This is a genomic window from Pseudomonas sp. SL4(2022), from assembly GCF_026625725.1.
Taxonomy (GTDB): domain Bacteria; phylum Pseudomonadota; class Gammaproteobacteria; order Pseudomonadales; family Pseudomonadaceae; genus Aquipseudomonas.
In genome coordinates, this window is the sequence record NZ_CP113060.1 from 2,593,540 (window position 1) to 2,617,564 (window position 24,025).

A 24,025-nucleotide genomic window follows, 5' to 3' on the forward strand; every position below is an offset into this window, starting at 1 on the left:
ATGAACGCATTGAACAAGCTGTTGGTTGGCTCGCTGAGCCTGGCGCTGGGTTGTGCTGTGCTCTCGGCCAAAGCCGAAGAGAAAACCCTGAAGCTGTATAACTGGGCCGATTATTTTGCCGAGGACACCCTGACCCGGTTCACCCAGGAAACCGGTATCAAGGTCATCTACGACGTCATGGACAGCAGTGAGACGCTGGAAGCCAAGATGATGTCGGGACGCAGCGGTTATGACCTGATTTTCCCCGGTGACACCGTGGCCGAACGGCTGATGCGTGCCGGTGCTCTTAAAAAGTTGGACAAGAGCAAGCTGGAGCATCTGGACGATATCGAGCCTGGCTTGCGTACTCTGCAGACCCAGTACCCGTATTCGCGACACGCCACGGTACCCTACACCTGGGGCTCGATCGGATTGACCTACAACACGCAAATGATTGAGCAGCGCATGCCCAATGCGCCGGTCAATAGTCTGGACATGTTGTTTAAGCCTGAACTGGCGGCCAAGTTCGCCGACTGTGGCATCTCAATGATTGACTCGCCCGATGAAGTGCTGGCCGTGGTGCTCAATTACCTGGGGCATGAACCGCGCAGCGGCAAAGAGCATGAGCTGGCCGAGGCGCTGACGTTGCTGAAAAGCATCAAGCCCTATATCCGCAAGTTCCAGTCACAGCCGGTCACGCAGTTGGTGAATGGCGAGATCTGCCTGTCGCTCGGCTACAGCGGTGATATGACCCAGGCTCAGCGCACCGCTGACGAAGCAGGCGCGGAGATTACCTTTGGTTACCGCATACCTGTTCAGGGCAGCACCATCTGGATGGACACCATGGCCATCCCGGCAGATGCCCAGCACCCGGAACATGCCTATGCGCTGATCAATTTCATCATGCGTCCCGAGAACATGGCGGCCATCAGTAATGCCACCGGGTATCCCACCTCCAGCGCCAAGGCCCGACCACTGGTGGCGGAGGATATGCGCAACAACCCCGACCTCTATGCCGATGAAACCACCTACGCACGGCTGATTCCCGGCAAGGACATCCCGCAGCGCGATATGCGCGCGCGGATGCGTGCCTGGAGCACGTTCAAGTCTGACCTCTAGTTTGGCCTGACTGCTCGTACCCCCTGAGGCCCTCGGTCGGCCAACTGCAATGCCTCGGGTGCGCTAAGGCGGCAGCGTGCTGCCGCGTCGGCCGCAACAGCAGGGGCATGACGCATCGATTTAGGGGCTTTCGGCCGCCAGCAAGAGTAACGCGTACAACCGCCTGTGGCGGCTGTGGAGCAGCATCCCATGGAGGGGAGACCAGACGCCGAGAACGGTGCAGACCGGCGGGTAATCACCATAAGACGAGGGTGCAGAACAATGTCTACACGTCGTGATTTCATCAAGCAACTGACAGCCGCTGCAGGTTTGGGTGTCGTAGCAAGCATGGGTATAGGCCTGAGTGCACCGCAGGTGCGTGCGGCATTGGGTAATAGCTGGTACATGCCCGACGAAAACGAGCTGCAAGAGCGCATCTTTCTTGCGTTCGCCGCGTCGGCGGCAACCTGGGAGGATTGGGCGGCACCGGTCAATGACTGTATTGCGTTGCTGGCCAGAACCATTGCCCGTTATCAGCCGGTGACGGTGCTGTGCCGTGCAAATCAGCTTTCGCTCGCCCGTCGCAAGTGCGGCACGACCAATATCAAGTTCCTCACCATGCCGCTCAACGATATCTGGGTGCGCGACTACGGCGGCACCTTCGTGGTGGATGGTCAAGGCGGGCGTGGCCTGGTTGATTTCAACTTCAATGGCTGGGGCAACAAGCAAGCTCACGCCAGCGATGCTCAGGTGGCGGATGCATTGAGCTACGAAACGTCGGCCACCTATGTCGCCAGCATGCTGACAGGTGAGGGTGGCGGCATCGAAGTGGATGGTCACGGCACGGCAATCATGACCGAGAGCTGCTGGGTTAACAGCAACCGCAACCCGGGCTGGACGCGGGCGCAGATCGAGGCCGAGTTGAAGGCCAACCTGGGGCTGCGCAAGATCATCTGGTTGCCGGGCATCAAGGGCAAGGACATCACGGATGCTCATGTCGATTTCTATGCACGCTTCGCCTCCAGGGGGGTGGTGATCGCGAACCTCGACAATGACCCTAAGTCCTATGACTACGCGGTTACCCGCACCCACCTTGAGATACTCAAGAACGCCACCGATGCAGACGGCAACAAGCTGGCGATACACACCCTGCCGCCACCCCTGAAGAAACGCAGCAACGTCTACACCCAGAACAACCCGGATTTTGCGGCCGGCTACATCAATTACCTGCCGATCAATGGCGCGGTGATCGTGCCGCAGTTCGGTGACGCCGCCGCTGACACATTCGCCAGGGACCTGCTGACCAGGCTGTATCCGGGGCGCGCGGTGGTGCAAGTGAATATCGACCCGCTTGCTGCGGGTGGCGGTGGCATCCATTGCGTGAGCAAAAACATGCCGGCGGTCTAGGTGCGTTTAGCGCCATAAGGGGTTTTGCGTAGCCCCTTATGGCACGGTGTTGAACGGGTGCCGCTGCGCCATGCGCATTGTTTTTTCAGCCAGCCATTCTGAATTTTTCGCGGCCGTATGGTTGCCACGCTATGTTTTTAAAGCCTTACCGACCGTTATGGCTGTTGCTGCTGGCAACGGTTTCTGAAACCACCCCGTGTCCGCTATGAGGCTGGCGCGGACGTACTAAGAGGGCATTTCTAATGCGCAGTTCACGCTCGTTGGCGCTGGTGCTGCTGTTCGGCAGCAGTCTGGTCGTGGCCGATGAATCCGCCACCCTGTTGTTGCACAACGCCAAGATTTATACCGTCAATGCGCAGCAGCCCTGGGCCAGCGCGATGGTGATCGATGATGACGGCAGTATCCTCGCTATCGGGGATGACGATGACGTGGCCGAGTATGTCGACGACGAAACCGAGGTTGTCGATATTCAGGGGCGTTTGCTGTTGCCCGGATTTCAAGATACCCATGCCCATGTTCTGGATGCTTCCTCCGAAGCCCAGGGCGACTGCCAGGTTTCACCGCAGGACGACGTTGCGCAGTGGCTTGTGGACATCCAGGCATGCAATGAACAAGACGCAGGCGAGTGGTTATTGGGCTGGGGCTTTTCGATCCACAGCCTGCTGGATGATGAGAACACCCCGCGTGAGCTGCTGGACAGCATCATTCCTGAGCGGCCGGTGGCGATCATGGAAGAAACGTCGCATTCGTACTGGCTTAACTCCAAGGCGCTGGAGTTGGCAGGTATCAATGACCAAACCGAGAATCCTGCCGGTGGTGTGATTCTGCGTGACGAGGCTGGGCGGGCCACTGGCCTCTTGCTGGACAATGCCGGAGACCTGGCGCTGGATAAAGCCTTGCCGCCCTCGCGGGCGTTAGCGGATGTCTACTATCAGGCGGTGCTCGCCGGGCAGGATGAGCTGGCTAAAAACGGCATCACTTCGGTTGCCGATGCCCGGGTATTCTGGCGGCGTGGGCATATGGAGGCCTGGCGTCGCGCGGCTGATCAGGACGAATTGACTGCACGCACGACCTTGGGGCTCTGGGCCTACCCGACACTGGATGACGACGAGCAACTGGACGCGCTTAAAGCCCTGTATGACGAAGGCTCAGATGAGAGCCTGCTGCGGGTCACACAGATCAAGTTTTATGTCGACGGCCTGATCCATAACACCACCGCGGTTATGAAACAGCCTTATCTGCAAAGCCTGCCCGGAGTCGACTCGCGAGGTGTTTACTACTTCACGCCCGAGCGCTTGACGCGCTATACCCGCGAGCTGAGTGAAGCCGGCTTTGACATGCATGTGCATGCCATTGGTGATCAGGCTGTTCGTGATGGACTGGATGCGTTCGCGGCGGCGGTGGCTGGCGGGCGTCATCGCTTGACCCACGTTGAACTGGTGGATCGCCGTGACGTGCCGCGCTTTAAGCAACAAGGCGTCATCGCAGACTTCCAGCCCAGCCCCTATTTTCAGCCCTCGTTCCTGAAGAGCAATGAGCCGATGATTGGTGATCGCGCCTACGCGATGCTGCCTATGCGTGAGCTGTATGACGCCGGTGCCCGGGTAACCCTTAGCTCTGACTGGGACGTTAACCCGGTTTCGCCATTGGGCATCATGCAAAACGCCCTTAGCTTAGGCTCGCGCAGCCTGCCTAGCCTGGAGGCGGCGGTTAAGGCCTATACCTTGGATGCGGCCTATACCCTGCGCCAGGAAAAGGACACCGGCTCGCTGGAAGTGGGTAAGCAAGCCGATCTCGTTGTGCTTGATCAGAACATCTTCGACTTGCCGATTAAACAGATTGGTCAGGCCAAGGTGCTTTGGACCTTGCTGGGCGGTGAGGAAACCTATCGCCATAAGAATTTTTGATCGCCTAACGTTGTGCCCGCACTGCTATTGGTGCGGGCACAACAATCATCAGCAGCTGGCGTCCAGCACCACCCGGTAACGCGCCTTGCCACTGCGCAAGTGGTCGATGGCTTCGTTGACCTTGCTCATGGGGAAGTGTTCGACCTGCGGCACAATCTGATGCCGCGCGCAGAATTCCAGCATGGTCGCCATGTTGCTCGGCGAACCAACCGGCGAGCCGGACAGGCTCTTCTGTTTTGGGATCAGGTTGAACACATGCACCGGGATGGCGCTGGGCACAATGCCGACAAAGTGCAGGCGGCCTTTGCCGCGCAACGTGCCGATCATGGCGTTCCAGTCCAGGTCGGCGCTGGCGGTGACCAAGAGGAAATCCAAGCTGCCGGCAATCGCTTTCAGCGCCGCGCTGTCAGTCGAGGCCACCACCTTGTGTGCGCCCAGGCGTTTGGCTTCTTCTTGTTTGCTCAGTGACGAAGTGAAGGCCGTTACCTCGCAGCCCCAAGCATTGAGGAAACCCAGCGCCAGATGGCCGAGGCCGCCGATGCCAACCACGCCAACCTTGTCGGTGGGCTTTACGTCAAAGTCCAGCAGCGGGCTGAACACTGTGGAACCGGCGCAGAACAGCGGGCCGACCAGCGCTGGATCAAGACCGTCCGGCAGCGGCACGGCCCAGGCCCAGTGGCTGCGCAGGCGGTCGGCGAAACCACCGTTGCTGCCGACAATCGTCGGTTTTACTGTGCCGCAGAGTTGGTGCGAGCCTTCCATGCACGAGCTGCAATGCATGCAGCTGCCCTTGTACCAGCCGATGCCCACGCGCTGGCCGAGCTTCAGGCCGCGTGCTTGCGGGCCGAGACGTACCACGGTGCCGACCACTTCATGACCGGGGATAAAGGGGTAGCGTGCATTGCCCCATTCGTTGTCGATCATCGACTGGTCAGAGTGGCAGATGCCGCAGTACTCCACGGCCACTTCAACGTCTTCGGCGCCCAGCGGGCCGGGGTCATAACTGAACTGTTCGAGGGGCGCGCCGGGGGCTTTGGCGGCCCAGCCGGTAAAGGTGTCGACGATGGATTCGGACGAACTCATAACAATGGCCTCGGGACGGGAAACACAACCTTGCCAGCATAGCCCGCTACACCGGCCAAGGCAGTGCGGATCACTCGGGCTGATAGTCCAACCGTGGCCTCGGTTACACTGGCCGCCTCATCACCGCTTGCTGGATTGTCTATGTCACGCCCACCTCGTCCTGCGTCCACTCGCCCATACAGCGGCAAACCTGCCGTGCGTCGCGTGGCCAAGGCGCCGCCTGCCGAGCCGCGCTTGCTGGTGCTGAACAAACCCTTTGATGTGCTGACCCAGTTCAATGACGAGCAGGGCCGCGCCACGCTCAAGGATTTTGTCGATGTGCCAGGCGTTTACCCGGCCGGACGACTGGACCGCGACAGCGAAGGGTTATTGCTGCTGACCAACGACGGCGGCCTGCAGGCGCGCATCGCCGACCCCAAACACAAACTGGCGAAAACCTATTGGGTGCAGGTGGAAGGTGAGCCGAGCGAAGGGCAATTGCAGCAACTGCGCGACGGTGTGCAGTTGAACGATGGGCCCACCCTGCCCGCCGACGCTCGCCTGCTGGATGAGCCGCTGCTATGGGATCGCCACCCGCCGGTGCGCTTTCGCAAAAGCATTCCCACCGCCTGGCTGGAGTTGGTGATTCGCGAGGGGCGCAACCGTCAGGTGCGGCGCATGACGGCGGCCGTTGGCTTACCGACCTTGCGTCTGGTGCGGGTGGCCATCGGCCCGTTCACGCTGGGTGGCTTGCAGCCGGGGCAGTGGCGTGAGGTGCCGGCATGCCTGGATTGATTCGCACTGGCTCAGCAGCGCCATGACGTTGCCCGGCGAGGACGGCACCGCCCAAGGGCGTTTGCCGGCATGACGTGGATCAATAACCGGCCTTGATGATCGCAATACCCTTGTTCAGTACCTCGCGCCAGGCTTGGCGGATTTCAGCGGTGCACTGCTTGTCATGTTCACCGATGGTGAGCAGCAGGGCTTCGAGCCACAGGTCATAAAGCTCGGGGCGGATGTCCAGCTTGGCACGCGAATGGGACTCGCCGAGGGCGCGCAGTTTGCTATCGGGCATGCCGCGCGCATGCATCACCAGATTGAGGATGCCCTGACGCAGCAGCTGCTTCTGTCCACCCATCTCGGTATGGGTGAACTTCTCCCGTACCTGCGGCGAACTGGCGAGGAAGTGACGGTAGAAGCTGTCGAAGAAGTCAGGGCTGGCGCAGCAGCGACCATAGCTCTGCATCACCAGATCGGCAGGGGACATGAGTACTCCTGAGGTGGGCGGCTGAACGCCGCAGACTAATGGGGGCGGCCGCTAGACAAGCGGGCAAGGCACGCGCGGCGAAACCGGTTTATGCGACCAGTCGCGACGTCTTGTCAGCCGTGAATGCCGCGAGCGGCTTCGATGATGTAGGTGATGATCGGCTTGGCCAGAAAAGCGAACAGGCACAGGCCCAGGGTGAGGAACAGAATTGCCGTGCCAAGGCGGCCTGCTTTGGACTTCTTGGCCAGGTCCCAGATGATGAAGAACATGAACAGAATCAGCCCGCCCACCAGGACGTACATCATCAGGGATTCAAACTGTTCGGTTTCCATTCGGGCCTCGTAAACCTGCGGGTGTTCGGCTGAGCGCCGAAGATCAGTGCGTGGGCGGGTGCTGTGACACTCGCTTGAGGGGCGCGATTATACGCGCAAGGGTCGATGCTGCCAGTCGCCCACCTTCAGGGTGCGGCGATCAGCCGCGCAGGTGCTGCAAGGGCAACTGCGTGGTGGAAAGGATCTGCTGCAATACGAAACTGGAGCGCACGCTGGAAACCCCCTCGATGCGGGTCAGGGTGCCCAGCAGCAGCTTCTGGTAATGATCCATATCTGGCACCACCACTTTGAGCTGATAGTCGGCATCCATCCCGGTCACCAGGCAGCACTCGAGCACTTCTGGGCATTTACGAATTTCTTCCTGAAAATGTTCGAAGCGTTCCGGGGTGTGTCGATCCATACCGATCAGTACGTAGGCGGTGAGGGTCAGGCCCAGTTGCTTGCGATCAAGCAGGGCCACCTGACCGAGGATGTAACCATCATCCTGCAACTGCTTAACCCGTCGCGAGCAGGGCGAGGGCGACAGGCCGATGCGCTCGGCCAGGTCCTGGTTGGACAGGGTCGCATCGCGCTGCAATTCGGCGAGGATATTCAGGTCGTAGCGATCAAGTCTGTTCATCTTTGCCATGCTTTTGTTTGCTGATTGCTGTTAATCATGCGCTTGTGGTGATTAATTGCGCAAGTGGTGGTTATATCAGCAATGTTCGCAATCTTTCGCTGCGCTGCCAGGCGTAAGCTTTACCTCAACTTCAAGGCCCGGACGACACGTCCAGCCGCCTCGCCCAATCAGGTGAGCGGTCGCCGCCGATCCCACCGGATCGTCACGGCACCCGGGTTCGCACTGCCCAACCAGGCGGGCGACGAAAAGGCGTTACCATCGCCACAATGACGGACACGCAAAAAAGGGGAAGGCCTGCAGGCCTTCCCCTTTTTTGTTGCCGGTGATTGATCAGCCCGCCAGGCCGGCGAATTGCAGCAACCACCAAGTGATAATCGCCAGTTGCACGAAGAATGCAGCAAAGCGCAGCCAGACAAACAGCGGGCTGGTACTGATCAGGTGCATCAAACTTTGCAACAGCCGCGCGCCAAGCAGCAGCAGGGCCAGCGGTTCGGTGATGGCGGTTTGCGCAGTGGCAATGGCGTAAAGCAGCAGTGCGGCTTGTAGTGGCAGGTTTTCCAGGCAGTTGGCGTGGGCACGGACCAGGCGTTGGCCAAAGTTGCCGGGGGTGTTGCTGCCATCGGGGTTGAAGGCATTGACGGCCATCTTGCCGCTGAGCACCAGTAGGCCGCGCTGGTTGACCAGCAGCACAATCAGTAACAGGGCCCAGGCCACCAGGCCGAGCAGGGAGGTCGCGGTTGCGGTCAGGGTCATGGGGTCGCTCCTTCATCTTGTTGTTGTGGGGTGGGGCGAACGGAGTCTACGATTTTTAGAGTATTTGCTCTAGCTGTCCGTTGGTGCTGTTGCCCTGTGCTTCACCACGCTGATGGGGTCGGCATGCACCAGTACTTCGGCGCGAGGAAACTCCCGGCGAATGGCCGCTTCTACTGCCTCGCAGAGGCTGTGTGCAGCCTGCAGGCTCAGTTCGCCCGGCAACTCCACATGCAACTGCACGAACCAATGGGTGCCGGAGAGGCGCGTGCGCAAGTCGTGCACGCCCAACACGCCGGGTACGGCGCAGGCCAGGCTGTGCATCTGCGTGCTGATCTGCGGATCGAGTTCCTGATCCATCAGCACGGTCGCCGCCTCGCGGACGATGCTGATGGCACTCCAGAAGATGTACAGCGCAATGCCGATACCGAAGATAGCGTCCAGTTGCGGCCAGCCGTAACTGGCCAGCAGCAATGCCAGGAGGATGCTGCTGTTGAGCAGCAGGTCAGAGCGGTAGTGCAGCGAGTCGGCACGAATCGCCGTGGAACCGGTCAGCTTCACCACATGACTCTGGAACAGCAGCAGGGCGATGGTCACCGCCAGCGACAGCAGCATCACCGCAATACCCAGGGCCGGTGCGCCAATCGGTTCGGGATTGAGCAAGCGGTCGATGGCGTGACTACCCACCAGCAGCGCGCTGGCGCCGATAAACAGCGCCTGACCCAAGCCGGCCAGGGCTTCGGCCTTGCCGTGACCGTAGCGATGATCCTCATCGGCCGGGCGCAGGGCGTAGTGCACGGCGATCAGGTTAAGCAGCGAGGCGGCGCCATCGAGTAGCGAGTCGGTGAGCCCGGCGAGCAGGCTGACCGAGCCGCTGAGCCACCAGGCAATGGCTTTGGCCAGCGCCAGAGTGAGCGCAGCCGCCAACGCAGCGAAGGTCGCCAGGCGCATCAGGCGGGCGTGTTGCGGTTGTATGTTCACGGGCTATCCAGAGGGTGCCTGTAAAAGGGTGGAGCCTGTTCCCGATCTTGCGAGCTAGAGCCCTGCAAGGCGCTACGTAGTAACAGCCTCCGGCTGGTCAAAACAGGCGAGGAACGGTCGGCGTCGCGGGCGACTGTACTGTTGTACATGAGTATTACCCGTTTCACTCGCCCTTCGGGTCGCGCTAACGCGCATTAGCCGCACGCGGCCTGCCGAGCCTGTTTTTAACGCAGCAGGGCCGACGCGCAGCGGATTGTCACAGGTTACTAGGCTGCCGGGCGCAGACCATAGGCTGCCAGCTGCTCCGCACTGCCGCTGTGCTGGATCAGGCGTGGGTCATCCAGGGGCAGGCTGTGGCCGGTTTGCACTTCGATCAGCGCCTTGAGCTTGAGCGGGTCGATCTTACCGTTGGCATCCACCACATCTTGCAGATCCTGTGGATCCACCTGGGAAGTCATACCACCAGGCAGGTAGATCGCCCCGGTGGCGAAGTCGATGCCGAAGGCGATCAGCCCAGGAATCACATAGAACAGAATGCCGATGGCGTTGAGACCGGCCACAACCGGGTCGATGCGGCCTTCGATCTGACCACGACGTTCCGGGAAGAACAGGGTGCCACAGGCGCTCAGTTGGGTAAGCAGGGTGGCGACGAGAAGGCCACCGATAACGCGGGTTTGGGTGCGCATTGAACATCTCCATGTAAAAAATGGCGCAACTATACCAATGCCTGTATTGCAATGCCGCTGCGTCAGGCGCTGCCAGCGCTATTTCGCGCAGCCATGCCTAACAGGTCAGACAACGCCAATGCTCTACAGGTTCGCCGTTATAATCCTGCGCCTTGAATGGAGCCTGCATGAATTCCCTGCCTATCGATGTGCTGCTGCCTGCGCTGTGTCAGGCCCTTGTCCTGCGTGATGAAGCGGTACTGGAAGCGCCGCCCGGTGCCGGCAAGACCACCCGCGTGCCGCTGGCGCTGCTGGATCAGCCCTGGCTGGCCGGGCAGACCATCATCATGCTTGAGCCGCGGCGGCTGGCGGCGCGCGCTGCGGCCGAGCGCCTGGCCAGCGAGCTGGGCGAGGCGGTGGGGGAAACCGTCGGTTATCGCATCCGCCTGGACAGCAAGGTCGGCCCGCGCACCCGTATCGAAGTGGTCACCGAAGGCATTCTGGCGCGGCGGCTGCAGGATGATCCGGCGCTGGAAGGCGTCGGTCTGGTGATCTTTGACGAATTCCACGAACGGAGTTTGGACGCTGACCTGGCGCTGGCGCTGTGCCTGAATGGCCGGGCGATGTTTCGCGGTGCGGACTCCGGTGAACGGCCGCTGAAGGTGCTGCTGATGTCAGCGACCCTGGAAGGCGAGCGGCTGGCGGGCCTGCTCGATGATGCGCCGGTGCTGCGCAGCGAAGGGCGGATGTTCCCGGTGGATATTCGCTGGGGTGCGCCCTGGCAGGCGGGTGATTGGCTTGAACCCAAGGTGTTGCAGTGTGTGCTGCAGGCGCTGGCCGATGAGCCGGGCAGCCTGTTGGTGTTCCTTCCGGGCCAGGCAGAGATTCGCCGGCTCAATGAACAGTTGGCCGAGTCCCTGGCGGGGCGTCGCGACATTCTGCTCTGTCCGCTGCATGGCGAGCTGGATCTCAGCGCCCAGCGCGCCGCCATCGAAGCCGCACCGCCGGGCCTGCGCAAAGTAGTGCTGGCCACCAATATTGCCGAAACCAGCCTGACCATTGATGGCGTGCGGGTGGTGATCGATGCCGGTTTGGCACGGGTGCCGCGCTTTGACCCGAACAGCGGCATGACCCGCCTGGACACCCAGCGTATTTCCCGCGCCTCCGCCACTCAGCGCAGCGGACGGGCCGGGCGCTTGCAGCCGGGCGTCTGTTATCGGCTGTGGTCGCAGGCGCAGCATGAGCAATTGGCAGCCTACGGCGCGGCGGAAATACTCCAGGCCGACCTCGCCAGCCTGGCCTTGCAGCTGGTGCGCTGGGGTGTGCAGCCGGTCGAGCTGGTCTGGCTTGATCCGCCGCCGGCAGCCGCCTATGCCCAGGCTTTGGAGCTATTGGGGCGGCTGGGCGCGGTGGATGCTCAAGGCAAACTGACCGCTCACGGTCAGGCCATGGCTGAACTGCCGACTCATCCGCGTATCGCCCATCTGCTGCTGCGTGGTCAGGCGTTAGGCCTTGGCCCATTGGCCTGCGATCTGGCGGCCTTACTCGGCGAGCGTGACATCCTGCGTGGTGCGGGTGCCGATCTGCACAGCCGCCTGGCTTTGCTGGCGGGTGATGCGCGGGTAGGCCGTGGTGGGCAAAGTGGCGTGCAGCGCGCTCGGCAGCTGGCCCGGCAGTTTCAGGGGTACCTCAAGCGCCGGCCCAGCCCGCAGGCAGTCAGTGATCCCGAACATCCGCGCTGGCTCGGCGCGTTGCTGGCGTTTGCCTACCCGGACCGTATCGCCCAGCAGCGGCGTGACGGCGGGGCGGAATACCGTCTGGCCAACGGCCGGGCGGCGCTGTTTGCCGAAGTCGATGGCCTGATGAAACACAGCTGGTTGGTAGTGGCTGACCTGGGCAGCCGCCAGGGCCAGCGTGAGGAGCGCATTTACCTGGCCGCCGAGCTGGAACCGCAGCTGTTCGAGGGTGTGCTGGCCGAACAGGTCAGTACACTGGAGGTGCTGGACTGGGATGAACGCGAAGGCGCTCTGCGTGCCGAACGGCAGCGCAAGGTCGGTGAGCTGGTGTTGTCGCGTGAGCCACTTCCCGGGCTCGATGCGCAGCAGCGCAGCCGCGCCATGCTCGGCCTGGTGCGGCGCAAGGGCTTGGCGCTGCTGCCCTGGACACCAGAACTGCGTCAATGGCAGGCGCGGGTGGCGTTGCTGCGCACACTGGATCTGGCCAGCAAGGACGCCACTGAATGGCCGGATGTCAGTGATGCCACCTTGCTGGCGACGCTGGAAACCTGGTTGCAACCTTATATGGATAACGTCACCCGGCTCAGTCACTTCGCCAACCTGGACCTGTCCGGCATCTTGTACAACCTACTGCCCTGGCCTTTGCCGCAACGCCTCGATGAGCTGGCACCACGCAGCCTGAGCGTGCCATCCGGTTCGCGCATCAGTCTGGATTACAGCGAGCAACCACCGGTATTGGCGGTGCGTTTGCAGGAGTTATTCGGCCTGGCGGATACCCCGCGTATTGCTGGCGGCCGGCAGGTGGTGAAACTGCACCTGCTGTCACCGGCGCGACGGCCTGTGCAGGTCACGCAAGACCTGGCCAACTTCTGGCGCAGCACCTATGCCGAGGTGAAGAAGGATTTAAAAGGGCGCTACCCGAAACACTACTGGCCGGATGATCCGCTGATCGCCGAACCCACTGCACGAGCCAAACCGCGCAAGTAGGTCTCAGGGCAGGCGCAGGTCTTCGCCCGCCGCTTGCAGCTCGGCATAGGCACGATCCAGCGCATCACGCAGCGCTTCGGCTCCTGGCGTATGGCGGGAAACGATCAGTTTCAGCGGAATGCGTTGCAGCTCGATAAACGGCAATTCGGACATGCCCAGGCGTTGGCGTGCCTGTTCCACGGTGGCCTGATAATCCAGGAGAAAGTCTCCTCTGCGACGCTGCAGCATCTCCAGAGCCGCGGTGTGGGTGCCCGTGCGGTGTTGCCGTATACCCAGTTGCGGATCGGCGAGCATGCGGTTGATCGAGTGCCAATAGGTGTAGCCGCTGATCATGATCACCCCGCGGCCTTTGAGGTCCTCAGGCAGGCGCGGCATTTGCGTGTCCTGGCGGAAGTATAGGTTGAGGATGATTTCACCCAGCAGTGCGCGGGTTTCCAGAGTGTGTTCGCGCAACTCCGGTTTGCCGGGTGCGCCGGGCCAGACCTGGACGCTGCCATCCTGCAAGGCGTTGTACAGGCGGGCGCTGGGATAGGAACGCAGCTCTGCACGATAGCCGGCATGCTCTAGCAGGCGTTTGCTCAGTTGCAGCATGGCGCCCTGGGGTTGGCCCGAACGATCGGTATAGGAGTAGGGCGCAAACTCGTAATAACCCACTTGCACCAGTGGTTTTGGTGTGTCGGCGGGTGCGGCGAAGCTGGAACTGCAATAGAAGATGGCAGTTAGCGCGAGGTAGATGAGTTGTGGCATGAAATAGGTTCGTACTGCGGCTGTTAGCCGTCTTTTCGTTATAAAAATGTCACATTGGCGAGCATGCTAATCGCCGGCCGGTTTGTCCAGCGTATTAGCCACAAAGCTCAGGCTTATTCCGGCAGACGGTGGGTGACATCAGGCTGATGATCGATAATTCCGGGGCTGCCGGGCTTTCCCTCTTTCGCAGCAAGGGCGCTCATCTGGCTGCTGGCGAGGTTGATATGTGCCTGGAGTCGGCAGCACGTGAACTATGCTCAATGAGCATGCCGACGATGAGAGTTGTGATCGATGTGGCGAGGCCAGTGGAGGGTATGCAAGTCTGCTCTGCTGGTCGGCTCACCGTCTTTTGCACCGCATTATGCCGCCATGCACCCGCAGCCCCCCGCCAGGCAAGGATACCCGTCGGCATTTGTGGTTGTCAGCACATCCAGGCTCGGCCTTGTTGCGACGTCAGCCGGAACAGGTTGTAGTAACAACGTTGGCAGTGATGGGGCCGGAGGCAGGTTATGTATCGCAAGGTGTTTGCCAGTAAGGTCTTCGATCGCAAAGTGGTGATAATCACGGGTGGCTGTGCCGGTATCGGTCGTGCTCTGGCCATGCGCCTGGCTCAGGCGGGCGCGCGTCTGGTGATTCTCGATCTGCAGCAGCAGGCGCTCGATAGTTTGGTGCAGCACTTGGCCGATCACCACAACGCTGAGGCACTTGGCGTGCTCTGCGATGTGGCTGATGCGGATGCAGTGGCTCGCGCGATGGCGCTGGCAGTCGAGCGTTTCGGTGGCATTGACGTGCTGGTCAATAATGCCGGGATTACCCATCGCAGCAGTTTTGCCGATACCGACCTGGCGGTGTATCAGCGCATCATGGCGGTCAACTACTTTGGCGCATTGCACTGCACCAAGGCTGCATTGCCCAGTTTGATTGCACGCGGTGGCCAGGTGATTGTGCTCAGTTCCCTTTCCGGTTTTGCGCCACTGCTCTACCGCAGCGCATACAACGCCAGCAAGCATGCTTTGCATGGGTTGTTTGAAACGCTGCGGTATGAGCTGAAGGGTTCTGGCGTCAATGTGATGCTGGTGTGTCCTGGTTTTACCGCCACCGACCTGCGCAAGAACGCGCTGGTAGGCGACGGCTCGGTGGCCGCTCAGCCGCCTCTGGCCATGGGCAAGGTGGCCTCGCCGCAGGATGTCGCAGACGCGATCTATCAGGGTGCGCTGAAACGTCGGCGGCTGCTGGTGCTGTCCAATGTCGACTGGCGTGCGCGGGTGTTGGCGCGCTTTTTCCCGCGGGTGTTTGAACGCGTTCTTCTGCCGCGTCTGTCGGGCCTCAAACCGCAGCGCAATGGCCTGTTCTGATGCGTGCTCTCTGTATTACTGTGCTGCTGTGGCTCTGCCTGCCGGTGCGTGCCGAGCAGGCGTCATTGTTGGTGATGACGGATGTCTGGCCGCCCTTTCGCATGCCGGCGGCCGATGGTTCATTGCAGGGGCTGGATATTGATGTGCTCAATCAGCTCAGCCTTCGCACAGGCTTGCATTTCAATGTTCAGCGTGCGCCCTGGGCGCGCGGCCTTGCGGCACTGGAAAACGGTAAGGCCGACCTGATGACCGGCCTGGCGAAGACCCCGGAACGTGAGGTCTACATCCACTACCTGCCGCAGCCTTATTACGCCTGCGCGCCGCGCTTCTACGCTGCACCGGCACAAGCCAGGGCCTTGCAGAGTTATATCCAGCTGGCTGCGCTGACCATTGGTCATGTGCTGGAGTCGGTCTACTTTGAGCCCTTTGACTCGGATACTCAGCTGCGTAAGGTTGCCGTCAATAACGAGGAGCAGCTACTGGCAATGCTTGCCCGTGGTCGCCTGCAGGCGCTGATCGGTACCGATTGCCAAGTTGATTACGAACTGCGTGACCCTCGCTGGCAGGGGCGAATTGTTAAGGCCGGGTTCCGGCCAGATGCTCGCACCGATTTGTACATCGGCTTTTCACGGCAGCGCAATTTGCAGGCCCAGTACCAGCAGATCAATCAGACTCTGGTGCAGTTGCAGGCCGAGGGCTGGATCAGCAAGGCAGCCCTGCGTTATCAGGTGAGTCAGCCCTGAGTGCTGACAACCGCTCAGTGTTCGTTCGGTTCAATGTACAGCTCGTAAACCAGTTCAAGATCCCAGAAGGTGGCTTCAATTTTGTGCCCATCCAGATCGCGCACAAAACAGCCGTAGTAAGGCTCACCATACTCTGCGCGCGGGCCTGGGGCGCCTTCATCAGTGGCGCCGGCCTCCAGTGCTGCCTGGTAAAAATCATGCACTGCGGCCTTGTCCGGGGCGACAAATCCGAAATGACTGCCATTGCCGATGCTTGCCGGTTTGCCGTTGATCGGTGTCTGCACCCAGAACTCCGGGTATTCGCGGCCATAGGCGACTGCGCCGGGATGGGCGAGCACACGTTTGCAGCCGAGGGTGGCGAGGACCTGATCATAGAAGGCTGTTGCCTTGTCGAACTGGTTGGTGCCGATGGACACGTGCGAAAGGATACTGGGGGTGGCGTCAGCCATAAACCGTCCTCCTTGATTGCTGCTGGCGCTCACTCGACGTCTGGCTGGGTACTGCGCAGCATGAATAAACGAAACAGTACGACGCTTGAGAATAGTTGGAGATAACGGCTTGTGCAGTCCAGCGCCAGATTGGCCAAGGCGTCCTCGTGGAATGCCGCACTGGACTGGAGCCAGCCATCGAGCAGCCACAGTGGCAACATGATGATCAAAATACAGGCGAGCATGGGCCAGAAGTAGCCTGTACTCATGCTGAAACTCTCCTGCAGGGCTTTAAGCGGAGGCATGCCGCGCAGTACCAGCAGGTACTCGGCAAAAGCCAGTTTCACCATCAGCCACACCCCAGGTAGAACGAACAGCGACGCGCCCAGCAGGATGCTCAGGGTCATGATGGCGGCGAGCAGGGCAAATTGTGGCCACAGGCGTAAACCACCGGCGATGAGGTCGCGCGCTGATGGCTGCAGGCCATTGCTGCGGGCATCGAGAAACAGGATCAGTGCAGCGCTGTACAGCGGGTAGAACAGCAGTCCCGCCAGCAGTCGCCAGGCTGTTTCCGACTCTGCGGGCGCTAGGTCTCTGACGTGCTGTAGAAAAATCCCCTCCAGCACGATCAGCGGCAAACACAGGCGGGTGATTGCCCACAGGTTGTGGCTGAAGAAGTACCAAGAGTCACGCAGGGCAGAGAACATATTCATGATGGCTTATCGAGGTTGAACTCAGTTATGCACGTTAACGGATCTGCGTTGGCACTCCAAAAATGAATCGAATAGAACGTTGGTTCTAAGGACGTCGGCATATTTGTTGCGCTGATTGGCCATGCTCATGACGGTTGGCTGGCATACTGCGCACAGACTTTAACCTGAGGGCTTTCTGCCCGTCAGCCGCATGATGAGGATTACCGGTGAAGAAGATCGCCGTATTCGCCGATGTACAGAACCTCTATTACACCGTGCGCCAGGCTTATGGTTGTCATTTCAATTACGCCGCGCTGTGGGCCGATATCAGTCAGCACGGGCAGATTGTCGAAGCCTATGCCTACGCCATTGATCGCGGTGACCAGAAGCAGCAGCAGTTTCAGCAGATCCTGCGCAACCTTGGTTTTACCGTGAAGCTCAAACCTTTTATTCAGCGTAGCGACGGCTCGGCCAAAGGCGATTGGGATGTTGGCATCACCATCGACATCATGGACGCAGCGCCGCGGGTCGATGAAGTGGTGCTGGCCTCCGGCGACGGTGACTTCGACCTGCTGCTGGACAAGATCCGTGGCAGTTATGGCGTCGAGGCCGTGGCCTATGGCGTGCCGGGGCTGACTGCGCAATCGCTGGTGCGTGCGGCCAGCCGCTACGTGCCGATCGATGGCGCGCTGCTGCTGAGAAACTGATTGATGCTCACGGATTCCATCGCTGTACTCGACTTTGAAACCACCGGTATGTCACCGGCCCAGCAGGCGCGCGCCACCGAAATCGGTGTGGTAATCGTCGAGGATGGGCAGATCGTTGCGCGCTACCAGAGTCTGATGAACAGTGGCGCCTGGGTACCGCCGTTTATCGAGCAACTCACCGGCATCAGCAACGCCATGCTGCGCACCGCACCGCCTGCCGCGCAGGTGATGCAGGACGTGGTGGAGTTTGTCGGCGACCGTCCGTTACTGGCGCATAATGCCAGTTTCGATCAGAAATTTTGGGACGCTGAGCTGGCGCTGATTCGCCGTCGTCGTGTGCAGCCGTTTGCCTGTTCTTTGTTGCTGTCGCGTCGTCTGTTACCGATGGCGCCGAGTCATAAGCTGGGTAATCTCAATCAGTGGATCGGCCTGCCTGATACTGGCAAGGCACACCGTGCGCTGGCCGATGCCGAGATGGCGGCCAACCTGACCTGCTTTATGGTGGCGCTGCTGCGCGAGCGCCACGGCATTGCCGATATCTCGCATGAGCTGCTGTGTAACCTGCAGCGGGTGCCGGCCGCGAAGATGTCGCTGGCGCTGCAGAAAATCCGCGATCATGCCTTTGGCTGACGGTGTTTTAGCGTCTCGTTACAACTGCGCCTCAAGTGTGGCGCGTAGCTGAATTAAGCCGGGCAGGCGCTTATTCAGGGCTCTTTGTCGACAGAGGCACACAGTATGTTCGGTTTGTTTAAACGCGAGCCCGCCAAGAAACTACGCAAGCAATACAGTGCCAAGTTGGAAGAGGCGATGCAGGCGCAGCGTAACAGTGATATCCGCAGCTATTCGATGCTGACGGAAGACGCGCAGGCGTTTTGGACGCAGTTGGAGCCCCTGGAGCGGGCTAAGCAATGGTTCGCCGATGTGATAATCAAAAAAGGCTGCCATCAGGCAGCCTTTTTGCGTTTCAGTGGTGCTTAGTTCTGCGCCAGCTTCTGCTCGTACTGGGCGAGCATTTTCTGCGCGTGGGCCACTTCTAACGCTTCCATGGCGTTGATTGGCTTGATCGCTACGGCGCGCTTGAGGTGCTGCAGAGCCTTGGCCTGTTCGTCGTCGCCATACACGTAGGTCAGGGCGTTAGCGTACTCGTAGTGGCCGATGGGCAGGTTGTCCTGGGCCTTGAAGCTGCGACTGAAGTACTTCTCCATATTGTCCGCGCTGACGCCGTAGGTCATGCGGCCGACCATCTTGCCGACCTTGCGGATCACCCCTGCTTCATAACCGCCATAAAGGGCGAGAGCGAAAGGCTGGTTGGGTTGTTTGGCCAGTAGAGCCTTGAGTTCGTCAGGGATCTGCGAGGTGTAGCCGCGCTTGAGCACTACAGGCACCGACAACTCTTCGCCCAGGCGTGCCTTGGCGTAGACGCGGCCGAACTGTGCCACGGTGTCGGCCTGTACCAGCTCGCCGGCCTGGTCGGTGTAGCTGATCACTTCTTCCAGTAGCTTATGTTTCTCAGCTTGGTCGGGGACCAGGAACATGGCGTAGACCACCTGGGCGAACATGGCTGGAATTTGTCCGCCGACCCCCAGGGCCAGGCCTTGTTTCTTCGCCTCGGCGAAGTCGCCACGGAACATCAGGCGCCACACGTCCTGCAGTTTGGCGGCGTAGATCTCGGCTTCTTCCGGCTTGCCGGTAAACCCGGTATTGGCCAGTACGGTTTTCTCCAGGGCCTGCGGGTGGGTGGTGGCCATGGTCACTACCCAGTCGGCGTCGGGGAAGGGGTAGTTGGCACCGAAACCACGGGTCAGTTGCGGCCAGGCTTGGCGCAGCTTGTCGCCTGAATAGTCGTAGGCGCTTTGGTCGTAGGGAAAGGGTTTCCAGTTGTCGGCGGCGACTGCGCTGAAGCTGCAGGCGGCAAGTAAGGCAATAAGTGTGCGGCGCATGGCGATGACCTGATTGTTGTTGTAGGTAGTCCCGCAAGGGATGCGCCGATCATAGAGTGCTACCTCCCGCGTCCCACCCATCCAAGGATGAGTTGCGCGGGTTTTCACTGCGTCCGATGCCTTTCATGGCCAGCCTTAAGCATGGCTGTCCTTGTGCTGGAACTGGCGGCGGTACTGGTTGGGTGACAGTTCCGTGTGCTGACGAAACAGGCGCGCGAAGAAGCTGGCATCGTCGTAACCGACTTCGTAGCTGATGGTCTTGATGCTTTTGCGGGTGGCGCTGAGCAGGCCCTTGGCGGTTTCGATGCGCAGGCGCTGCAGGTAGTGCAGCGGCTTGTCGCCGGTGGCGGTCTGGAAGCGGCGCATAAAGTTGCGGATACTCATGCCGTGTTCGCGGGCCACATCTTCGAAGCGAAACTTGTCGGCGAAGTGGTCTTCCAGCCATTGCTGGATTTGCAGGATGGTCATGTCGTGGTGCAGTTTCTGCCCGCCAAAGCCGATGCGACCGGGTGCGTAGTTACGCTGCACTTCATAAAGAATGTCGCGGGCCACGCCCTGGGCCACGCTGGCGCCGCAGAACCGTTCGATCAGGTAGATATAAAGGTCGCAAGCTGAGGTCACGCCACCGGCGCAGTAAAGGTTGTCAGCATCCGACAAGTGCTTTTCCTGATTGAGCAGCACCTTGGGGAAACGCTCGGCAAACTCGCTGAAGAAACGCCAGTAGGTGGTAGCTTCCTTGCCATCGAGCAGGCCAGCCTGGGCCATCCAGAACACGCCGGTAGCCTCTCCGCAGATGGCTGTGCCCGCCGCGTGGCGTTGCTTGAGCCAGCTGAGCACCTGCGGATGGCGCTGGCACAGTGCATCGAAATCATCCCAGAAGGCTGGCAGGATGATCACGTCAGCATCGTCCAGCGCGCTGTCGACCGGGATCAGCACATCACTGAAACTGCGCACGGGCTTGCCATCCGGGCTGACCAGGTGGATTTCAAAGGTCGGTGTCAGGCCGCGGCCCTGCTGTTTGCCGTAACGTAGGCTGGCCATGTGGAAGAAGTCTTTGGCCTGCATCAGGGTCGAGGCAAACACGCCCTCGGTGGCAAGAATGCTGACGCGGTGCAGCGGCGCTGGTGACGGATTCGGCATATATATTGTTCTTATTAAGGCTAAGTGGTCATGAGCTGGCTGGATCGTCTTATTTTTTGGCGCTTGTGTCCAGTGTGACCAAGCGTTTGCTTGGCTAAAGTCGAGGCCACTTTAAAACCGCTCTATCAAGCAGGTGTTGCCATGATCCCCAGAACGATTTTCAGCTCCGAACACGAACAGTTTCGCGACAGCGTGCGCAAGTTCCTTGAGCAGGAAGCCGTGCCTTTTCACCACCAGTGGGAGAAGGATGGCCATATCGATCGCGCGCTGTGGAACAAGGCGGGGGAGGCGGGGATGCTCTGCTCGCATATACCGGAAGAATATGGCGGCATGGCGGCGGATTTTCTCTACAGCACGGTGGTAATCGAGGAGGTCGGTCGCCTGGGGCTGACCGGCATTGGTTTCTCGCTGCATTCGGACATCGTCGCCCCCTATATCCTGCATTACGGCAGTGAAGCGCAGAAGCAGCATTACCTGCCCAAACTGGTGTCCGGTGAGATGGTCACCGCCATCGCCATGACTGAGCCCGGTGCCGGTTCCGACCTCCAGGGCGTGAAAACTACTGCCGTGTTGGAGGGTGATGAGTATGTGATCAATGGCTCGAAGACCTTTATCACCAATGGATTCCTCGCTGATCTGGTGATCGTGGTGGCCAAGACCGATCCAAAAGCCGGTGCCAAGGGCACCAGCCTGTTTCTGGTCGAGGCCAATACCCCGGGTTTTTCCAAGGGCAAGCGTCTGGAAAAGGTCGGTATGAAGGCTCAGGACACCTCCGAGCTGTTCTTCCAGGATGTGCGCGTGCCCAAAGAAAATCTGTTGGGTCAAGCGGGTATGGGTTTCGCCTACCTGATGCAGGAGTTACCGCAGGAGCGTTTGACTGTCGGGGTAGGGGCTCTGGCGTCAGCCGAGGCGGCGCTCAAGTGGACACTTGAATACACCCGTGAGCGCAAGGCCTTCGGCAAGGCAATTGGTGACTTTCAGAACACCCGCTTCAAGTTGGCGGAGATGGCCACTGAGATTCAAGTTGGTCGTGTGTTTGTCGATCGCTGCCTGGAGTTGCACCTGAATAAGAAACTGGATGTGCCGACCGCCGCGATGCTCAAGTACTGGGGGACTGACCTGCAGTGCAAGGTGTTGGATGAGTGTGTGCAGTTGCACGGTGGCTACGGCTATATGTGGGAATACCCGGTGGCGCGTGCCTGGGCTGATGCGCGGGTGCAGCGTATCTACGCCGGCACAAACGAGATCATGAAAGAGATCATCGCCCGCTCGCTGTGATCATGCGTTGAGTAAAAAGCCCGGTAATCGCCGGGCTTTTTTATGTCTCTGGTATCGGTCAGGGTGCCGGGTTGGGCTGGGCTTTGTGGATCGCCTCGATGCCGGCCATTACCTCGGCGGACAGTGTCAGCTCGCTGCTGGCCAGGTTGCAGTCCAGTTGCTCCAGGCTGGTTGCGCCGATGATGTTGCTGGTGACGAAGGGTTGTGTGGTAACAAAGGCCAGGGCCATCTGCGCTGGATCCAGGCCATGTTTGCGCGCTAGATCGACGTAACGTGCGCAAGCGCTTTCCGATTCCGGATTGGTGTAGCGAGCAAAGCGGTTGAACAGGCTGATCCGTGCATTGGCTGGGCGTGCGCCGTCTGCGTACTTGCCGCTGAGCATGCCGAAGGCCAGGGGGGAGTAGGCGAGAAGGCCGCATTGTTCACGGATGGCGATTTCGGCCAGGCCCACTTCGAAGCTGCGGTTAAGCAGGTTGTAGGGGTTTTGAATCGATACGCTGCGCGGCCAGCCGCGTTGCTCTGCCAGCTGCAGGAACTTCATGGTGCCCCACGGCGTTTCATTGGACAGGCCAATATGGCGAATTTTTCCGGCTTTGACCTGCTCGTCCAGGGCTTCGAGGGTTTCCTCCAAAGGCGTGTATTCGCTGTGCTGGTGGCGATAGCCGAGTTGGCCGAAGAAGTTGGTTGGGCGTTCCGGCCAGTGCAGCTGATAGAGGTCGATCCAGTCGGTCTGCAGGCGTTTGAGGCTGGCATCCAGCGCTGCAACGATGTGCGCACGGTTATGTTTGAGTTGGCCGTCGCGGATGTAGCTGATGCCATTACCTGGGCCGGCGATCTTGCTGGCCAGCACCCAGTCATTACGATCACCGCGTTGTTGGAAGTAGTCACCGATGATCTGTTCGGTCTTGCTGTAGGTCTCGGCACGCGGGGGCACTGGATACATTTCCGCCGTATCGATGAAATTCACCCCGTAAGCCTTGGCGCGTTCGATCTGGGCGAAACCCTCGCTGGCACTGTTCTGCTCGCCCCAGGTCATGGTGCCCAGGCACAGGCTGCTGACCTTGAGATCGGTACGGCCGAGTTGACGGTAATCCATTGCAAGCTCCTTGAATAAAGTGGGTTGGCATAATCGTGTTGAAATTCTCCGCGCAATCTGCATAATTGCGCACCTCTTTCTGCAGTGGAAGTGATGCGCCGCCTGCCGAAGAATCTTGCCGTATTACGGACGCGCTGACCCGAGCCCCCGATAGCGCCTGTTTTCGGCTGCCTTTGACCTTGTCAAAGTACGCACTATTCAGTAAGATCCGCCGTCTTATTTATCAGGGCGGCCCCTGAGGCTATAAAGAATGAAAACTTTTACTGCTAAACCGGAAACAGTTAAGCGCGACTGGTTTGTCGTCGACGCTGCAGGTCAGACCCTGGGTCGTCTGGCTACCGAAGTTGCAAGCCGTCTGCGTGGCAAGCACAAGCCTGAATACACTCCGCACGTTGATACTGGCGACTATATCGTCATCATCAATGCCGAGCAGATTCGTGTTACTGGTGCCAAAACCACTGACAAGATGTACTACTCCCACTCCGGTTTTCCGGGCGGCATCAAGTCGATCAACTTTGAAAAGCTGATCGCTAAAGCCCCTGAGCGCGTGATCGAGACTGCGGTAAAAGGCATGCTGCCGAAGAACCCGCTGGGTCGCGACATGTACCGTAAGCTGAAAGTCTATGCGGGTGCTGCTCACCCTCATACCGCTCAGCAGCCCCAAGAACTGAAGATTTAACGGAATAGTTCATTATGTCGGCGACTCAAAATTACGGCACTGGCCGTCGCAAGACTGCAACCGCTCGCGTTTTCCTGCGTGCTGGTACTGGCAAAATCTCCATCAACAATCGTGCTCTCGATACCTTCTTCGGTCGCGAAACTGCCCGCATGGTAGTTCGTCAACCGCTGGAGCTGGTTGAGATGGTCGAGAAATTCGACGTTTACGTTACTGTTGTTGGTGGCGGTGTAAGTGGTCAAGCTGGCGCAATCCGCCACGGTATCACTCGCGCTCTGATGGACTACGACGAGGCTCTGCGTCCGGCTCTGCGTAAAGCAGGCTTCGTGACTCGCGATGCCCGTGAAGTTGAGCGTAAGAAGGTTGGTCTGCGTAAAGCGCGTAAGCGTCCGCAGTACTCCAAGCGTTAATTCGCTACCTGCGTTCAAAAAAA

26 protein-coding genes are annotated in these 24,025 nt (G+C 59.9%); 13 read left to right on the forward strand and 13 right to left on the reverse strand.

Translation table 11 applies throughout. The features are described 5' to 3' along the window. The 3 genes from OU997_RS12220 (at position 1) to OU997_RS12230 (ending at position 4,391) form a co-directional block, all read left to right on the forward strand. The gene (locus OU997_RS12220; RefSeq protein WP_267806814.1) at positions 1-1,098 is read left to right on the forward strand and encodes an extracellular solute-binding protein; all 1,098 of its coding nucleotides are present in this window, start codon (positions 1-3) and stop codon (positions 1,096-1,098) included. Between the two features lie 261 nt (positions 1,099-1,359). Beyond that, a complete protein-coding gene (locus OU997_RS12225) occupies positions 1,360-2,484 on the forward strand; it encodes an agmatine deiminase family protein (protein ID WP_267806815.1) in 1,125 nt (374 codons plus the stop codon). 242 nt (positions 2,485-2,726) lie between these two features. Next, positions 2,727-4,391 carry an amidohydrolase gene (locus OU997_RS12230; RefSeq protein WP_267806817.1) on the forward strand — a complete coding sequence of 555 codons (1,665 nt, stop codon included), beginning with the start codon at positions 2,727-2,729 and terminating at the stop codon, positions 4,389-4,391. A 48-nt stretch (positions 4,392-4,439) separates the two neighbouring features. On the opposite strand, the gene ahr is transcribed toward OU997_RS12230, so the two are convergent. Beyond that, positions 4,440-5,474: an NADPH-dependent aldehyde reductase Ahr gene (ahr, locus tag OU997_RS12235; RefSeq protein WP_108489426.1), complete on the reverse strand. Its 1,035-nt coding sequence runs from the start codon at positions 5,472-5,474 to the stop codon at positions 4,440-4,442. 204 nt (positions 5,475-5,678) lie between these two features. Between ahr and OU997_RS12240 the strand changes: the two genes are divergently transcribed. Continuing rightward, the gene (locus tag OU997_RS12240; protein ID WP_267809897.1) at positions 5,679-6,248 is read left to right on the forward strand and encodes a pseudouridine synthase; all 570 of its coding nucleotides are present in this window, start codon (positions 5,679-5,681) and stop codon (positions 6,246-6,248) included. A gap of 79 nt (positions 6,249-6,327) precedes the next feature. On the opposite strand, the gene OU997_RS12245 is transcribed toward OU997_RS12240, so the two are convergent. The 6 genes from OU997_RS12245 to OU997_RS12270 all read right to left on the reverse strand — a co-directional run bounded on the left by OU997_RS12245 (position 6,328) and on the right by OU997_RS12270 (position 10,088). Continuing rightward, a complete protein-coding gene (locus OU997_RS12245) occupies positions 6,328-6,720 on the reverse strand; it encodes a globin domain-containing protein (protein ID WP_108489424.1) in 393 nt (130 codons plus the stop codon). 113 nt (positions 6,721-6,833) lie between these two features. Beyond that, positions 6,834-7,052, reverse strand: a complete 219-nt coding sequence (locus OU997_RS12250; protein WP_108489423.1) for a DUF2788 domain-containing protein — start codon at positions 7,050-7,052, stop codon at positions 6,834-6,836. A gap of 139 nt (positions 7,053-7,191) precedes the next feature. After that, entirely contained in the window at positions 7,192-7,671 is a 480-nt protein-coding gene (locus OU997_RS12255) for an Lrp/AsnC family transcriptional regulator (RefSeq protein WP_108489430.1), read from the reverse strand. Between the two features lie 330 nt (positions 7,672-8,001). After that, positions 8,002-8,424, reverse strand: a complete 423-nt coding sequence (locus tag OU997_RS12260; protein WP_108489422.1) for an MAPEG family protein — start codon at positions 8,422-8,424, stop codon at positions 8,002-8,004. Between the two features lie 69 nt (positions 8,425-8,493). Continuing rightward, positions 8,494-9,372: a cation diffusion facilitator family transporter gene (locus tag OU997_RS12265; protein WP_108489429.1), complete on the reverse strand. Its 879-nt coding sequence runs from the start codon at positions 9,370-9,372 to the stop codon at positions 8,494-8,496. A 296-nt stretch (positions 9,373-9,668) separates the two neighbouring features. Next, the gene (locus tag OU997_RS12270) at positions 9,669-10,088 is read right to left on the reverse strand and encodes a polyribonucleotide nucleotidyltransferase (RefSeq protein WP_108489421.1); all 420 of its coding nucleotides are present in this window, start codon (positions 10,086-10,088) and stop codon (positions 9,669-9,671) included. Between the two features lie 167 nt (positions 10,089-10,255). Between OU997_RS12270 and hrpB the strand changes: the two genes are divergently transcribed. Further along, positions 10,256-12,790 carry an ATP-dependent helicase HrpB gene (gene hrpB / locus OU997_RS12275; RefSeq protein WP_267806822.1) on the forward strand — a complete coding sequence of 845 codons (2,535 nt, stop codon included), beginning with the start codon at positions 10,256-10,258 and terminating at the stop codon, positions 12,788-12,790. A 3-nt stretch (positions 12,791-12,793) separates the two neighbouring features. On the opposite strand, the gene OU997_RS12280 is transcribed toward hrpB, so the two are convergent. Next, a complete protein-coding gene (locus OU997_RS12280; protein WP_267806823.1) occupies positions 12,794-13,537 on the reverse strand; it encodes a substrate-binding periplasmic protein in 744 nt (247 codons plus the stop codon). 509 nt (positions 13,538-14,046) lie between these two features. On the opposite strand from OU997_RS12280, the gene OU997_RS12285 reads away from it, so the two are divergent. Further along, a complete protein-coding gene (locus OU997_RS12285) occupies positions 14,047-14,892 on the forward strand; it encodes an SDR family oxidoreductase (protein ID WP_267806825.1) in 846 nt (281 codons plus the stop codon). Beyond that, a complete protein-coding gene (locus OU997_RS12290; RefSeq protein WP_267806826.1) occupies positions 14,892-15,635 on the forward strand; it encodes a substrate-binding periplasmic protein in 744 nt (247 codons plus the stop codon). The genes OU997_RS12285 and OU997_RS12290 overlap by 1 nt, the downstream gene beginning before the upstream one ends. Positions 15,636-15,649: 14 nt before the next feature. Here the strand turns inward: OU997_RS12290 and OU997_RS12295 are convergent, their stop codons facing one another. Both OU997_RS12295 and OU997_RS12300 read right to left on the reverse strand, forming a co-directional pair. Further along, on the reverse strand, positions 15,650-16,084 hold the full coding sequence (locus tag OU997_RS12295; RefSeq protein ID WP_108489416.1) for a VOC family protein: 435 nt from the start codon (positions 16,082-16,084) through the stop codon (positions 15,650-15,652). Between the two features lie 29 nt (positions 16,085-16,113). Continuing rightward, entirely contained in the window at positions 16,114-16,776 is a 663-nt protein-coding gene (locus OU997_RS12300; protein ID WP_267806829.1) for a YciC family protein, read from the reverse strand. Positions 16,777-16,982: 206 nt separating this feature from the next. On the opposite strand from OU997_RS12300, the gene OU997_RS12305 reads away from it, so the two are divergent. From OU997_RS12305 to OU997_RS12315, 3 genes are all read left to right on the forward strand, one after another. Further along, positions 16,983-17,462, forward strand: a complete 480-nt coding sequence (locus tag OU997_RS12305) for an NYN domain-containing protein (RefSeq protein WP_108489414.1) — start codon at positions 16,983-16,985, stop codon at positions 17,460-17,462. Positions 17,463-17,465: 3 nt separating this feature from the next. Then, on the forward strand, positions 17,466-18,092 hold the full coding sequence (locus tag OU997_RS12310; RefSeq protein WP_108489413.1) for a PolC-type DNA polymerase III: 627 nt from the start codon (positions 17,466-17,468) through the stop codon (positions 18,090-18,092). 105 nt (positions 18,093-18,197) lie between these two features. Next, complete coding sequence (locus tag OU997_RS12315) at positions 18,198-18,440, forward strand: DUF6435 family protein (protein ID WP_267806833.1); 243 nt, start codon at positions 18,198-18,200, stop codon at positions 18,438-18,440. On the opposite strand, the gene OU997_RS12320 is transcribed toward OU997_RS12315, so the two are convergent. Both OU997_RS12320 and OU997_RS12325 read right to left on the reverse strand, forming a co-directional pair. Beyond that, positions 18,437-19,402 carry a hypothetical protein gene (locus OU997_RS12320; RefSeq protein ID WP_267806834.1) on the reverse strand — a complete coding sequence of 322 codons (966 nt, stop codon included), beginning with the start codon at positions 19,400-19,402 and terminating at the stop codon, positions 18,437-18,439. The two genes, OU997_RS12315 and OU997_RS12320, sit on opposite strands and share 4 nt — an antisense overlap. Before the next feature lie 135 nt (positions 19,403-19,537). Then, a complete protein-coding gene (locus OU997_RS12325; RefSeq protein ID WP_177479953.1) occupies positions 19,538-20,443 on the reverse strand; it encodes a GlxA family transcriptional regulator in 906 nt (301 codons plus the stop codon). A 240-nt stretch (positions 20,444-20,683) separates the two neighbouring features. Between OU997_RS12325 and OU997_RS12330 the strand changes: the two genes are divergently transcribed. Further along, positions 20,684-21,820 (forward strand): acyl-CoA dehydrogenase family protein, encoded by a 1,137-nt coding sequence (locus OU997_RS12330; protein ID WP_267806835.1) that lies wholly within the window; start codon positions 20,684-20,686, stop codon positions 21,818-21,820. A gap of 58 nt (positions 21,821-21,878) precedes the next feature. Here the strand turns inward: OU997_RS12330 and OU997_RS12335 are convergent, their stop codons facing one another. After that, positions 21,879-22,916 (reverse strand): NADP(H)-dependent aldo-keto reductase, encoded by a 1,038-nt coding sequence (locus OU997_RS12335; RefSeq protein WP_267806836.1) that lies wholly within the window; start codon positions 22,914-22,916, stop codon positions 21,879-21,881. 250 nt (positions 22,917-23,166) lie between these two features. On the opposite strand from OU997_RS12335, the gene rplM reads away from it, so the two are divergent. Together rplM and rpsI are read left to right on the forward strand one after the other, a co-directional pair. Then, complete coding sequence (gene rplM, locus OU997_RS12340; RefSeq protein ID WP_090382254.1) at positions 23,167-23,595, forward strand: 50S ribosomal protein L13; 429 nt, start codon at positions 23,167-23,169, stop codon at positions 23,593-23,595. Between the two features lie 14 nt (positions 23,596-23,609). Continuing rightward, the gene (rpsI, locus tag OU997_RS12345; RefSeq protein WP_108489408.1) at positions 23,610-24,002 is read left to right on the forward strand and encodes a 30S ribosomal protein S9; all 393 of its coding nucleotides are present in this window, start codon (positions 23,610-23,612) and stop codon (positions 24,000-24,002) included. The last annotated feature ends 23 nt before the right edge of the window (positions 24,003-24,025 follow it).

Coding starts and splice junctions, on each gene's coding strand:
- OU997_RS12220 (WP_267806814.1), top strand. CDS start 1: ATGAACGCATTGAACAAGCTGTTGGTTGGCTCGCTGAGCCTGGCGCTG.
- OU997_RS12225 (WP_267806815.1), top strand. CDS start 1,360: ATGTCTACACGTCGTGATTTCATCAAGCAACTGACAGCCGCTGCAGGT.
- OU997_RS12230 (WP_267806817.1), top strand. CDS start 2,727: ATGCGCAGTTCACGCTCGTTGGCGCTGGTGCTGCTGTTCGGCAGCAGT.
- ahr (WP_108489426.1), bottom strand. CDS start 5,474: ATGAGTTCGTCCGAATCCATCGTCGACACCTTTACCGGCTGGGCCGCC.
- OU997_RS12245 (WP_108489424.1), bottom strand. CDS start 6,720: ATGTCCCCTGCCGATCTGGTGATGCAGAGCTATGGTCGCTGCTGCGCC.
- OU997_RS12250 (WP_108489423.1), bottom strand. CDS start 7,052: ATGGAAACCGAACAGTTTGAATCCCTGATGATGTACGTCCTGGTGGGC.
- OU997_RS12255 (WP_108489430.1), bottom strand. CDS start 7,671: ATGAACAGACTTGATCGCTACGACCTGAATATCCTCGCCGAATTGCAG.
- OU997_RS12260 (WP_108489422.1), bottom strand. CDS start 8,424: ATGACCCTGACCGCAACCGCGACCTCCCTGCTCGGCCTGGTGGCCTGG.
- OU997_RS12265 (WP_108489429.1), bottom strand. CDS start 9,372: ATGCGCCTGGCGACCTTCGCTGCGTTGGCGGCTGCGCTCACTCTGGCG.
- OU997_RS12270 (WP_108489421.1), bottom strand. CDS start 10,088: ATGCGCACCCAAACCCGCGTTATCGGTGGCCTTCTCGTCGCCACCCTG.
- hrpB (WP_267806822.1), top strand. CDS start 10,256: ATGAATTCCCTGCCTATCGATGTGCTGCTGCCTGCGCTGTGTCAGGCC.
- OU997_RS12280 (WP_267806823.1), bottom strand. CDS start 13,537: ATGCCACAACTCATCTACCTCGCGCTAACTGCCATCTTCTATTGCAGT.
- OU997_RS12285 (WP_267806825.1), top strand. CDS start 14,047: ATGTATCGCAAGGTGTTTGCCAGTAAGGTCTTCGATCGCAAAGTGGTG.
- OU997_RS12290 (WP_267806826.1), top strand. CDS start 14,892: ATGCGTGCTCTCTGTATTACTGTGCTGCTGTGGCTCTGCCTGCCGGTG.
- OU997_RS12295 (WP_108489416.1), bottom strand. CDS start 16,084: ATGGCTGACGCCACCCCCAGTATCCTTTCGCACGTGTCCATCGGCACC.
- OU997_RS12300 (WP_267806829.1), bottom strand. CDS start 16,776: ATGAATATGTTCTCTGCCCTGCGTGACTCTTGGTACTTCTTCAGCCAC.
- OU997_RS12310 (WP_108489413.1), top strand. CDS start 17,466: ATGCTCACGGATTCCATCGCTGTACTCGACTTTGAAACCACCGGTATG.
- OU997_RS12315 (WP_267806833.1), top strand. CDS start 18,198: ATGTTCGGTTTGTTTAAACGCGAGCCCGCCAAGAAACTACGCAAGCAA.
- OU997_RS12320 (WP_267806834.1), bottom strand. CDS start 19,402: ATGCGCCGCACACTTATTGCCTTACTTGCCGCCTGCAGCTTCAGCGCA.
- OU997_RS12325 (WP_177479953.1), bottom strand. CDS start 20,443: ATGGCCAGCCTACGTTACGGCAAACAGCAGGGCCGCGGCCTGACACCG.
- OU997_RS12330 (WP_267806835.1), top strand. CDS start 20,684: ATGATCCCCAGAACGATTTTCAGCTCCGAACACGAACAGTTTCGCGAC.
- OU997_RS12335 (WP_267806836.1), bottom strand. CDS start 22,916: ATGGATTACCGTCAACTCGGCCGTACCGATCTCAAGGTCAGCAGCCTG.
- rplM (WP_090382254.1), top strand. CDS start 23,167: ATGAAAACTTTTACTGCTAAACCGGAAACAGTTAAGCGCGACTGGTTT.
- rpsI (WP_108489408.1), top strand. CDS start 23,610: ATGTCGGCGACTCAAAATTACGGCACTGGCCGTCGCAAGACTGCAACC.